The sequence below is a fragment of the Puia dinghuensis genome, assembly GCF_014642875.1.
GTDB classification, from domain to species: domain Bacteria; phylum Bacteroidota; class Bacteroidia; order Chitinophagales; family Chitinophagaceae; genus Puia; species Puia dinghuensis.
The window spans coordinates 391,789-403,906 of record NZ_BMJC01000001.1; the positions used below are offsets into that span (position 1 = coordinate 391,789).

At 54.3% G+C, this 12,118-nt stretch carries 8 protein-coding genes and 1 tRNA gene; 2 read left to right on the forward strand and 7 right to left on the reverse strand.

Annotation, left to right across the window (positions count from 1 at the left end):
* Positions 1–37: 37 nt before the first annotated feature.
* Positions 38–1,963, forward strand: coding sequence for a hypothetical protein (locus IEY39_RS01355; RefSeq protein WP_229688721.1), 1,926 nt, complete (start codon positions 38–40; stop codon positions 1,961–1,963).
* 16 nt (positions 1,964–1,979) lie between these two features.
* On the opposite strand, the gene IEY39_RS01360 is transcribed toward IEY39_RS01355, so the two are convergent.
* From IEY39_RS01360 to IEY39_RS01375, 4 genes are all read right to left on the reverse strand, one after another.
* On the reverse strand, positions 1,980–2,597 hold the full coding sequence (locus tag IEY39_RS01360) for an SGNH/GDSL hydrolase family protein (protein WP_188927756.1): 618 nt from the start codon (positions 2,595–2,597) through the stop codon (positions 1,980–1,982).
* 43 nt (positions 2,598–2,640) lie between these two features.
* Complete coding sequence (locus IEY39_RS01365) at positions 2,641–5,397, reverse strand: TonB-dependent receptor (protein WP_188927758.1); 2,757 nt, start codon at positions 5,395–5,397, stop codon at positions 2,641–2,643.
* Positions 5,398–5,525: 128 nt separating this feature from the next.
* Entirely contained in the window at positions 5,526–6,140 is a 615-nt protein-coding gene (locus tag IEY39_RS01370) for a DUF445 domain-containing protein (RefSeq protein ID WP_188927760.1), read from the reverse strand.
* Positions 6,141–6,199: 59 nt separating this feature from the next.
* Positions 6,200–6,273 (reverse strand) — tRNA-His (locus tag IEY39_RS01375).
* A 139-nt stretch (positions 6,274–6,412) separates the two neighbouring features.
* Here IEY39_RS01375 and IEY39_RS01380 point away from each other — a divergent pair.
* Positions 6,413–8,563, forward strand: coding sequence for a carboxy terminal-processing peptidase (locus tag IEY39_RS01380; RefSeq protein WP_188927761.1), 2,151 nt, complete (start codon positions 6,413–6,415; stop codon positions 8,561–8,563).
* 45 nt (positions 8,564–8,608) lie between these two features.
* Here IEY39_RS01380 and IEY39_RS01385 read toward each other — a convergent pair whose 3' ends face one another.
* The 3 genes from IEY39_RS01385 to IEY39_RS01395 form a co-directional block, all read right to left on the reverse strand.
* Positions 8,609–9,751 carry an MFS transporter gene (locus tag IEY39_RS01385; RefSeq protein WP_188927762.1) on the reverse strand — a complete coding sequence of 381 codons (1,143 nt, stop codon included), beginning with the start codon at positions 9,749–9,751 and terminating at the stop codon, positions 8,609–8,611.
* Positions 9,752–9,773: 22 nt separating this feature from the next.
* Entirely contained in the window at positions 9,774–10,283 is a 510-nt protein-coding gene (locus IEY39_RS01390) for a DinB family protein (protein ID WP_188927763.1), read from the reverse strand.
* 81 nt (positions 10,284–10,364) lie between these two features.
* Positions 10,365–12,017, reverse strand: coding sequence for a S8 family peptidase (locus IEY39_RS01395; protein ID WP_229688722.1), 1,653 nt, complete (start codon positions 12,015–12,017; stop codon positions 10,365–10,367).
* Between the last annotated feature and the right edge of the window lie 101 nt (positions 12,018–12,118).

The following is a 12,118-nucleotide window of genomic DNA, read 5'->3' on the forward strand; positions in this document are numbered from 1 at the left end:
ATTGGGGCGTTGATAATCAATAATGTCTCTATTCTGCTTGAGGAAGGAATTTCTGATACGATCTTTAGTAGCCATCGGATTTTGCTGGTGTTGCCTCACGACCCGTGGGCAGGACACGACGCTGCCGCGCCCGCAGCCGAAAGATACGGCGGCGCCCCGGGTGCAGCAGGATACCAGTAATCGCCGGTTCGAGAAGTGGAAGAACAACAATATCTTTCAATTTTTCCGCAACGCGCTCACTAAGGGCAGGCCGGATTCGGTGGTTTATGTCAATACCCTGACCCATTTGAATACCAAGAGTGAAAGCCCCTTCAAGCCCTATGAAGGCAAGATCATCCGGAACATCTTTATCCGGGGATATGGTTTCGAGCAGACTTTTACGGACACGTCCAAGCGGCTGGAATATTTCGGGACGAAGGTGCTGAACCAGCTGCACCGAAAGACGCGGGACTGGGTGATCAGGGACGCCCTTTTTATCAAGGAGAATACGGCGGTAGATGCCTATAAATTGGCGGACAACGAACGGTTGATCCGCAGTCTCAACTTTATCCAGGACGCACGGATCGTGGTGAGCTATCAGCCGGATAATCCCGACACGGTCGACCTGGTGGTGGTGGTAAAAGACCTGTTTAGTATTGGCGGGGCCATCGGGAGCCTGGGTTATCCGCCCCTCAGCATAAGGGGAAATATCAGCGAATCCAATTTCCTCGGGACAGGGCAGCGTATCCTTGGCGGTATGAACCTCGAACAGAACCGGAGCCCGGCTTTTGGTCCGCAGATATTGTATAGCAAGACCTTTATCGGTCATTCCTTTACCAATGTCACCGCTTCCTATACCCAGATAAATGGTAATATCTACGACAACACGCCGGATGAGACGGCCTGGTTCGTTCAGCTTGACCGGCCGCTGTATGCCCCCCAGGCCCATCTGGCGGGCGGACTGCGATTCGGGGATTTCCAGAATTTCAATGTCTACAACAAGCCGGACAGCATTTTTTACAAATATCATTACAATACCCGCGACGGCTGGATCGGATGGAACCTGGGTTCAAACCGGTTTCTCAGCAATACCGCGGTGCGGGACCGGAAGTTCATCGCTTTTCGCTACTTTAAGAACGATTTTGACAGCGTGCCCGGAAAAATAGGCAATACCTTCAATTTCCGGTTTAACAACCGGGAGGCCGCCCTTACTTCCTTTACCTTCTTCCGCCAGGATTTTTACAAGACGAACTATGTCTATGGCTTTGGTACCACGGAAGACCTGCCCATCGGGTATAATATTGCGCTTACCAGCGGATGGTACCGACAATTATACCTGGACCGGCTGTATGCGGGTATCGATGCCAACGGGTTTGTCATTACGAAGCGGGGTGGCTTTGCCCAGCTTTTTCTGCGCAGCGGGGTTTTTATGTACCGGGGGAATGGCCAGGACGGCAGTGTCCTTGTCGGAGCAAGCTATTATAGTCCCTTGTTTGTTTTTCCCAACGTGAAGATCAGGCAATACATCAATTTCAGCTTTACGCGGCAGATCAAGCGGATGGGCATCGATCCGCTGACGATAAACAATGTATTCGGGCTTCGCTATTTCACCGGGGATTCGACCTTTGGCGTGCAACGGATCACCCTGCATTCGGAGACGACTTTCTGGCTCAACTATAAATTCCTGGGTTTCAAGTTCGCGCCGTTCGCCTTTGGTGACCTTTCCTTTCTGACGCCGGAGAATGATAAGCTGCAGAAGTCCGCCTTGTACCATGGCATCGGCGCGGGGATCAGGACGCGTAACGAGAACCTGGTGTTTAATACGATCGAGCTTCGAATGGTGTATTTCCCGCGGAAGACGATGCAGAATACTTCGTTCAAGATATTCATCAATACCGGGATCCAGTTTCGGTACAACAGTACTTACGTGCGACAGCCGGATGTCATTTTTCTCAACACCGATGGTTTGAACAGTATTTATTGAGGGCCGCGCGTCCGGGCTATTCGTCCGGGAATAGCGGAGCGGGGATGGTGGCGGCGATGGCGCCGGCCACGAGTTGGGCCCAGTGGAGGTAGGTGGGGGCGGAGGGGTGCAGGCCGTCGGCGGTGAAGCTGTCGGGGGATGCCCCTTCGGTGCGGCTATGGGTGGTGATGTCGATGAAGGGCGTCTTTTGCCGGAGAGTGATCTCTTTTGCTACTTCGTTGAAAGCGTCGATCTCGCCCGAGATGAGCGTCTTGTTCCTGGAGGCGCCAAAGGGGGAGTAGCCCCAATCGGGGATGGAAAGGACAAAGACTTTTGAAGGGGCGCCGGCAAGGCCGGTTGCCCGTTGCAGGATGGGTTTGAATTCCCGGGCGTACTCACTGGTGTCGCGGCCGCGGTATTGATCGTTGACACCGATGAGCAGCGTGACGAAGTCGTAGTGCGGGAGCAGCCGGAGGGTGGAGAGGGTATGGGATAATTCATCGGTGGTCCAGCCCGTCCGGGCGATGATCTCGGGAGCGCAAAATTCATGGCCGGCGGTGCGGAGCAGCTGCACGGTCTGGTAGGGGTAGCCCAGGTATAAGGGGACTCCTTCACCGATGGTGTAGGAGTCCCCGAGACAGAGTAGTGTGTGCATGCCTGTAAAATACGGCTAATTTTGCTGGCGGTCGTCCTTTTTGTTATTGCTGGCTGCCGCCGCCCTGTATCCCTTCAATAGCATTTTGCTCGCCCTTTATATTCTTGCGTTTGAAGAGCGCCACATCGAATTTCCCGAAGCGGTAATTGAACTGTAGCCGGAAGAATTGCGGGTCCCGCCGGCGAACCGCATCCTGTTCGTAGTAGGATGCATAGGTGTAGACGCTGTTGACGCGAGTGCGGAAGATGTCGCTTACGCTGAGGGTGAGCGAGGCTACACGGTTTTTCAGGAATTCGTACCGCAGGGCCGCGTCGGCGCCACCGCTGGGCCGGGAATAGCCGTTGGCATTACCGCTGACCTGGCCACCAAAACCCCTGCCACCACCACCACCACCGTTGCTGGCGCTGCCACCGGGGGGCAGCACCGTTTTGGAAGTGTAGTCGCCGGACAACTGGAGCGTGAGGGCCTTTGTCAGTTTGAAGCTGTTGTTGATCTTTCCATACCAGCTCCAGGTCTCGCCCACCGGTTGAACGGCGAAGAGTCCGGTGTCGATGGTGTTGATCTTGGAGGTGAAGATGTTGATATTGCTGGTGATATCCCACCATTTGGTGATGGCGTTGCGCCCGATGAGCTCGAAGCCGCCGACGAAGCTGGACCTGGCATTGATAAAGCTGCTGATGAGCACGGGTTTATTGGAGACGGGGTTCGTTCCGAAGACAGGGTTGCGGGTGATGAGATCGGTAGTATACTTGTAATAGGTTGATGCCAGGAAAGTGTTGTTGCCCGGAAAGGTCTTCTGGTAGGCCAGTTCGAAGGAATTGGTGAACTGGGGTTTCAGGTCGGGATTACCCCTGCTGACGTTTAGGGAGTCGGAATAATCGGTGAAGGGAAACAGCTGGAAGAAATTAGGCCGGTCGATGCGGCGGGTATAGTTGAGCGAAAGGTCCTGGTTGCCGCCCAGCTTTTGGGTAAGGAAGACGCTGGGGAAGAGGCTTAGCGGGAACTGATTGGAAAAATTCCCGATTGCCCCCGTCTGATGACCGATGGAATCCAGGGCGGTGTAGTGTTCCGTTCCGCTGTAATTGGAGCTTTCCCCGCGTAGCCCTAACTGGTAGGTGAAGTCCTTGATCGCATTGCCATAGGTTACATAGCCGGCGAAGACGCGATCGGTGAAGGTATATTGCGAGGAGAGCAGGCCTTCCACATGGAATTGGTTATCGTTGCCCAGCGTATCGATGTCGTTGATGCTGCTGTTATGGCGGATCTGGGCACGCGCCCCGGCCTCGAGCTTGGATTTTTCACCCATCGGCAGGGTGTAGTCGGTCTGTGCGGTGAAAAATTTATTATTGCCATTGCCTACCTGCTGCTGTTCAAAGACACCGGACAAGGGGCCGCCTTTTACATTATAGATATTGGAGGTGATGAGGTTGAGGTTGTCATTGCTGCCCTGGCTGTAGTTGACGTCGGCGGTCCATTCCTCGCCACTCCTGGGGAAGGTGTGCTTGAAGCTCAGCATCGCCCCATGGTTGTTGAACTGGGCATTAGTCGTGGAGAGACGCTGGGTATAGGAATAGATGGTCGGCTGGCCTGGCGGGAAAACATCCGTATACAAATCGCTGTTGTTGTAAGGCTCGAATGTCCCGTGCACGATGTTTCCCGCAATAGTGAGGGTATTGCGGTTGTCGAGGAGAAGATCGAACCCGCCGCGGCCGAAGGCGAAATAGCCCTTATTGGGGTTGTAATCGTGCTCGATCAGACTATCGGGCGCATTGTTGGCGCCAGCGATATGGGTATAGCGATTATAGTCGGCAGTGGCGATGGATTTTCGCTGGTTGTAGTTGCCGCTGAGGAAGAAGTTGATCTTTCCCTGTTTGACATTGATGTCGCCGCCCGCGTTGAACTTGCCGCGCTGGTCGATACCGGCGCGAAGGTTGCCGTTGTAACCGGCCTTGCGGTTCTTCTTCAGGACGATGTTGAGTATCCCCGATGTACCACCGGAGGCGTCGTATTTGGCGCCGGGGTTGGTGATGATCTCCACGCTCTGGATGGCGTCGGCGGGTATCTGGTCGAGGGTGAGCGTGGTGGGCCGGCCGTCGACGAAGATAGTGGGCGGACTGTTGCGGAGGGTGACGTTGCCGTCGATGTCTACCTGTACGGAGGGAACATTCCGCATGACATCAGTGGCCGAGCCGCCCGCGGCAGAGATATCTTTTTCAACGTTGTAGATCTTACGATCGACTCCCATCTGGATGAGAGGTTTGGAAGCCGTCACCGTCACTTGTTCGAGGTTTTGGGCGTCTTCAGTGAGTTTGATATTGCCCAGGTCTTTATCGACTGCATTTAGCGCTTGCAGGCCGGCCATGTTGGGTTGGCCGTCGCCATTGCCTCCACCCGGGGCCCCGCCGCCTGCTGCGCCTCTTAATCCCTTGAGGTCGAAAGCTACTTTCTGCTCGTAGGCTGTATAGCCGATAGCCGTGATCCTGAGCCGGAAGTTGCCCAGGATGGGAAGATTCTCGAGGCTGAAGTCACCATGGCGGCCGGTGATCATGCCGCTGATGACGGTATCCTTCTGGCCATGCGTGGCCGGGTTGTATTTGGACTGGATCAGCTGCACGGAAGCGCCATCCATACCTTTTCCCGTCTTCGAGTCTACTACTTTGCCATAGAAGTGGCCGATAGACGGAATCTGTCCGCCCATACCTCTTCTACCGCCTCCCCCGGCGCCCATGGGTGGGCCCTGGGAAAAGCCAATCGCCGCCGACATTGCCATAGCAAGGAACAAAAGCCAAGTTTTTCTCATGAGTAATCGGTTATACATTATTGCCTGCAAAATTCAGGTCAAAAAATTTAGCTGGAAGCCGGTTTCTATACAAACGGTAGGAATCAGCGACGGAAGGGCTAATGAGGTTGCTTCAAAAAAAGCTTAGTTTATTTCATCAGTAAAGTGAGCAGGATCTGTAGCGCACCGATGAGAAAACCAAGGGCGGCGCCGATGATCTCCACGAAGCGGAATTCCTTCGTCAGGAACTCGTTAAGCATGTTTTCCAGTCTGTCTGCGGAGAAACTGGCGATCTTGTCTACGACGATGCGTTCGAGGTCGAGGTCATGGCGGAGGTTGGCAACATAATTCTTCATGATGACGGGGAAGAGCTCTTCCAGTTCGGTCATAAAGGCGGATTTCACCTGGTTGATCGTTTTGTCGCCGATGAACATCGAGATCATCGGCATCTGTTCTTTTAGTTTTGTCCGCAGGAAGTGGTCGATATGTTGATCTGCCAGGGGGAGGATGCGCCGGACATTATCGGGATGGGTGATAGTCTGTTCGATGTCACCGAAGGAAAGGAGCTCCTGGCCGACGATCCGGCCGAGGCTTTCGGCTATCTGTTGCTGGCGTTTGGGGAAGACGCCCTGGAGGGTGAAGCCCAGGATCTTTTTCGGGTGCCGGGGATGAAAGAGGAGTTTGAGGGCCATCCAGATCGTGAGCCAGTGGATAAAGGCGGAGATAAAGGGGATGGTATAGAACCAAGGCGATAATTTGGACATGCGAAATATGATTTATAAAAAGAGAGGTCGCGTTTGCGCGACCTCTCTGTCTTTGGAAGGGTGGATGATGGGGTTCGAACCCACGACCCTCAGAACCACAATCTGATGCTCTAACCAACTGAGCTACAACCACCATCTGAAGCGCGAAATTAAGACAAATCCGATTTCCCTCAAAACAATTCTTAAAATTGTGTTGAAAGGCATATGGGCCGACAACATACCATTTAATTTATCGTTATTTTTGAACAGCTATGTTAAAAGTGTTAAAGTATATGATCAACAAGAGAAATTTACCCATCGTTCTGCTGGTTTTGGCTGGGGGCGTCTTTGTGGCTTTCAGATCGCTGGGATTGGGTGGGCAGCCGCCTACCAAGTATGAAAGGATCCTGCACACAGTGGGAGAGTATCTCGAGAATGTACACTACAGCCCCAAGCCGATAGATGACAAATTCTCCGCAGAAGTATTTGACAAATACATCAAGGAAGTGGATGTGGAAAAGGACGTGTTCCTGCAGTCGGATATAGACGGACTGCGGAGCCGGTATGGGAACAAGATCGACGATGAGATACTGGGCACTTCGACCATCCAGTTTGTGCCGGCCGTGACGGATATCTACAAGAAGCGGATACTCGAGACGGAAGTCATCTACAAGGACATCCTTTCCAAGCCTTTCGACTTTACCAAGGACGAGTCGTTCAATCAGAACTATGACGAGCTGAAGTTTCCCGCGGGCGACGCCGACCGGAAGGAAGCCTGGCGCAAGCGGTTGAAATACCTCACACTTGAGCGTTATGCCGAACTGCTCGATCAGCAGGAGACCAATAAGAACAAGCCCGGGTTCGTGGCGCGCACCAATGAAGATATGGAAAAGGAGGCGCGCGACCGGAGTCTGAAGGTGATGAACCGCATCTACGAACGGTTGAAGGTGAAAGAGACCGATGACGACCGTTTCAACACTTTTGTACAGGCAATCGTCCAGTCGATGGACCCGCATACAGACTATTTCCCGCCGGTGGAGAAGCGGTATTTTGACGAGCAGATGAGTGGCCATTTCTTTGGCATCGGCGCCTCGCTTATCTATGAGGAGGGCAACATCAAGATCGGGTCGCTGATCACCGGCAGCCCGGCCTGGAAATCCGGGCAGGTAGGGGTTGGCGATATTATCCAGAAGGTGGCCCAGGGCAGCCAGGAGCCGGTGGATATGGCGGGTTATTTCACCGAAGACGCCATCAAGATCATCCGCGGCAACAAGGGCACGGAAGTCCGGCTTTGGCTGAAAAAGCCGGATGGAACGGTGAAGATCGTTTCCCTTATCCGGGATGAGATCGTCCAGGATGAACTGACCTTTGCCCGGAGCGCTATCGTCAATTCGCCCAAAGGAAAGATCGGCTATATCTATCTGCCGGAGTTCTATGCGGATTTTGATAATCCCAAGGGCAGCCGTTGCAGCATCGATGTAGCAAAAGAGATCCTCAAATTAAAGGAGCAGCATGTCGAGGGAATTGTGCTCGACCTGCGGGATAATGGCGGGGGCTCCTTATATGACGTGGTGCAGATGGCGGGTTATTTTGTCGAGCAGGGGCCCATTGTGCAAGTAAGAGACCGGGACGGCAAGCCTTCCATCATCCCCGACCACGATAAGACTGTTCTCTATGACGGACCTTTTGCCGTCATGGTCAACGAACTGAGTGCATCTGCCTCCGAGATCTTCGCGGCCGCCATCCAGGACTATCACCGCGGCATTATCATCGGCAGCACGTCGACCTATGGCAAGGGCACGGTGCAGCGGCCTTATGGTCTGGACAAGAGTCTGGGCTTTATGGATGCCAACGGCGAACTGGGCACTCTGAAGCTGACCCTGCAGAAGTTTTACCGCATCAACGGCGGGAGCACCCAATTGCGTGGGGTAGCTTCCGATATCGTATTGCCGGATATCTATCCCGACATCTATGAATACAGCAAGATCAGGGAGAAGGATAATCCGGATGCCCTGCCCTGGGATGAGATCCCCAAGGCCGATTATACGCCGTGGAAATATGCCTATGACGTCAATACCATCAAAGGGATGAGCGCCGAGCGGCTGAAGAGCAACAACTCCTTTGGGTTGATCCGCCAGGATGAGGAATGGCTTAGCAGCATCCAGGACAAGGTGTATCCCCTGAGCCTGAAGAAATACCAGGAAGAGCAGAAGCAGGTGAAGGCTACGGTGAAACAGCTGCAGACGCTTAGCAAGCTGCCGGCCGGAAATGAATTGAGTGTCCAGTCGCTGCCGCAGGACGCGCATAAATATGATGAGGATAAGAATAAGGCAGAGCGGTTTCAAAATTGGCTGAAGGATAAGAGATCAGATGTGTGGCTGGCGGAGACGGTTAATGTTGTAGATGATATGATCGCACAGAAGAATCTGGTATACAATAAATAATCGAACTTATCTCGAATAAAATGAGGGGCTCCAACGGAGCCCCTCTTATATTTTGGAGGCGAAGAGGGCGATGACGGAGCCGAGGATGGCGATGAGGCCGAGGGAGACGCGGAGGCTGGAGATGTGGGCGATGAAGCCGATGAAGGGTGGGCCGAAGAGGAATCCCAGGTAGCCCAAGGTGGAGACGGCGGCGAGGGCGACTCCCGGGGAAAGGATCTTTGAGCGGCCGGCGGCGCTGTAGACCAGGGGGACGACGGAGGAGACCCCTGCGCCGACCATGAGAAAGCCCAGCAAGGCGGGGAGCAGCCAGGGGAACAGGATGGAAAGAAGGAGACCGGTTGCCGTCAGGGAACCGCTGATCTGGAGGATGCGTTTGACGCCCAGGCGGGTGGTGACCCAGTCACCGAAGAAGCGGCCCGAGGCCATGGTTGACATGAAGGCGGTGAGGCCGGCGCCGGCGAGCAATGCCGGGGGGTGGATCACCTCATGAAAATAGACATTGCTCCAGTCGAACATCGTTCCTTCGCAGATCATGGAGCAGAAGGCGATGATGCCGAGGTTGATAAGCGAGCGATCGGGCCGGGCGAAGATGGGGCGGTTCTCATCGGCGGCGAGGTCGCGGGTGATGAGGTGGCCGGCCATGATGGCGACGATGATAAAGGCGAGAGCGGTGATGACAAGGAAATGCTGCCAGGGGCGCCAGCCCAGGCTGAGAAAGAGTCCGCCAATGGAGGCTCCGGAGAAGCCAGCGAGGCTCCACAGACCATGATAGGAAGCCATGACGCTGCGGCCATAGAGGGCTTCCGTTCCGATGGCCTGGGTGTTGATGGAAATGTTGAGCATGTTGCCGGCCATACCAAAGAAGAAGAGCCCGGTGACGAGTTGCCAGACAGCGCCGGCAAAGCCCAGCAGCGGCAGGATGGAGGCGTAGAGCAGGGCCGCGCCGATGGCGACCGGTCTGCTGCCGAAGCGGTGTACCAGCCAGCCGGCGAGGGGAAGAGAGACCATGAGTCCGCAGGGGAGGGCCAGGAGCACGCCGCCAAGCGCGATATTATTGAGGTGAAGCTTCTGCTGGATGCTCGGGATGCGGGAAGCCCAGGAGGAGAAGCAAAGCCCGGCCAGGAAGAAGAAGCAGCTGACGGCAATGCGGTTCACCCGCCGGGGCGGGAGAGAGAGAAGTAGGTTCATGGATGCTGATTCAGATGAGGGCTCAGAGATAACGGGCTTCCAGGATGTGCATATGATGGGTGACGTGGCCGGGTATGATGAAGCCGATGGTAAAAGCGTTTAGCGGTCGTTCGTTGACCGTACCGACGAAACGCAGCTGCTCGTCCGTAAGGGCATCATAGAGATATTCGGTGGCTTCGCGAACAACGCCGAATTCTTCGAGCAGGTCTTTCCACTTGCGGGTGGCACCGCCGTCGTTAGCGGCCCACTGATTCTCGTCGAATCCGGGCAGCGGCGTAGCGTCTTTTCGCGACAGGCGAAGGGCGCGATAGGAGAAAACCCTTTCGGCGTCGATGATATGCTGAAGCATCTGGCGGATAGTCCATTTGCCCTCGGCGTAGGCGTAGTCGAATTTCTTGCGCGGGATATTCTCGACTAATTTGCGAAACTGCTTTGAGTTCTTTTTTATGGCTTCGCGGAAATCACTTTCCTTAATGAGATCGATATACGACTGGTAGAATTCGGCGGGGATAATCTCCGATTTTGGGATCATTCGGTGGCGTTTGATTTAAATATAAGAAGAAAGCCGGGATAAACCCGGCTTCCCCCCGGCAATTTTGCCGGCCTCTTTTTTTTAATTCATTGCGTTGTGGAGGGTCGACCGCTCCGGTTTTTTCTGCTGAGGGGTGCTCAGCGTCGAGGCGAGTTTCAGCGCTTCGTAGGCGTTGATGATGCCACCGGACTTGCAGATAGCCGATAGGTTTACCATCACCGGATTGTCTTCCGTACCCGGGACCTTTACTTTTACGGGTGGGTCTATGGCTGACTTTTCGATGCAATATTTTACCTGTTGCGGGGTAAGGTTGGGATAATATTCCAGGAGGAGGGCGGCTACGCCGGTGACGACGGGGGCCGCCATGCTGGTGCCCTGGAGGTTACCATAGTTCTTGCCGCCGGGCAGGGTAGAGTAGATGCGGGTGCCGGGTGCGAAGACATCGACTTCCTTTTTGCCATAGTTGGAGAAGGAGGCCGTATAGCTTTGGAAACCGGGTTCGGCCAGGGGGTCGCTGCTGGCGCCTACGGTGATCCAGTTGGACGCGGTGTAGGTAGAATGCCGGAAGTTGGGGTTGGGGAAATTATCCGTCGTATCTACGTCGGCGTTGTCGTTGCCTGCGGCGTGAATGAGCAGGACGCCCTTGCTTTCGGCATATTTCACCGCAGAGTCGACCCAGGGTTTTTCCGGGGAGAGATTCTTGCCAAAGCTCATGTTGATGACGCGGGCGCCGTTATCGACGGCATAGCGGATGGCGAGGGCGATGTCCTTATCATGTTCGTCGCCGTTGGGGACGGCGCGGATCATCATGATGCGGACGTTGTCACAGATGCCTATCTGGTTCCTGCCATCGATCTTCTCCCCTGCAATAATGCCGGAGACGTGTGTCCCGTGCATAGGATCTCCGGCCATGACGTCGTTATTGCCGTAGTAGCGGTCGTTGATATTTGTTTCATCGTCCTTGACGATATCGTGCCGGTAATCATGGGGAGGGTTCTCTTTTGCAGCTGCCTTCTTTTCTTCCGCGTCCACTTGTTCGGAGAAGTCGGACAAGAAAGCTTTGTTCGTCATATCCATGATCTTGTTGGCCTTAAAGAGATAGAGGAAGACGGCCTTGGCGCTCTTGCTCTCCGAAGTACGGGTCTGGAAGGTGTCCAGGTCGTTGCCGGTGTATTCCATCTTACCCATGGCCTGCTGGAGGATGCTGTCGCTCTTGATGCAGGCGGTGAGCGCCTTGTGGAGGATAACGAGGTCGACGCCGCTTTCCGTGCCATCACCCATCACCGTGCGGCGGGCTTTTAACCACATGCGGTAGTTGCCCTTGTCATCGGGGCTGAGCGCGGCGGTGTCGAGACCGGGCGCTTCGAATTTTTCTTTGAAGGTGTAATAGACCCGGGCTTCTTCCTGCGAGTCATCCTTTACGTTTGTTCCATCCTTGCCACCGATGAAGTTCCAGCCATGGATATCGTCGACATAACCGTTGTGATCATCGTCGATGCCGTTGCCGGGTATTTCTTTGGGGTTGGTCCAGAGGATGCCTTTGAGGTCTTCGTGAAGCGTATCCACTCCTGAGTCGATGACCGCTACGAGGACGGTCTTACTTTTCAATTTCTTTAATCTGGCAAACTCGTAGGCTTTGCTGACGCTGATACCGTAATACCCGTCTTTTTCTTTATCCAATAAATGCCATCCTTTTGGGAGTTCGGCCTTTACACTGGTTCCCTGGGCAAACATCGAAAATGGTAAGCAAACTAATAGGAAGAGGCATAACCATCCATTCCGGCTACAATTCATTTTTTTCTTGTTTTTAGTTTTGAGTGTGTTCTCGTTGAAAC

What these genes read in the sequence shown, in the direction of transcription:
- IEY39_RS01360 (WP_188927756.1), bottom strand. Translation starts at nt 2,597, where the DNA reads ATGCACACACTACTCTGTCTCGGGGACTCCTACACCATCGGTGAAGGA.
- IEY39_RS01365 (WP_188927758.1), bottom strand. Translation starts at nt 5,397, where the DNA reads ATGAGAAAAACTTGGCTTTTGTTCCTTGCTATGGCAATGTCGGCGGCG.
- IEY39_RS01370 (WP_188927760.1), bottom strand. Translation starts at nt 6,140, where the DNA reads ATGTCCAAATTATCGCCTTGGTTCTATACCATCCCCTTTATCTCCGCC.
- IEY39_RS01380 (WP_188927761.1), top strand. Translation starts at nt 6,413, where the DNA reads ATGATCAACAAGAGAAATTTACCCATCGTTCTGCTGGTTTTGGCTGGG.
- IEY39_RS01385 (WP_188927762.1), bottom strand. Translation starts at nt 9,751, where the DNA reads ATGAACCTACTTCTCTCTCTCCCGCCCCGGCGGGTGAACCGCATTGCC.
- IEY39_RS01390 (WP_188927763.1), bottom strand. Translation starts at nt 10,283, where the DNA reads ATGATCCCAAAATCGGAGATTATCCCCGCCGAATTCTACCAGTCGTAT.
- IEY39_RS01395 (WP_229688722.1), bottom strand. Translation starts at nt 12,017, where the DNA reads ATGTTTGCCCAGGGAACCAGTGTAAAGGCCGAACTCCCAAAAGGATGG.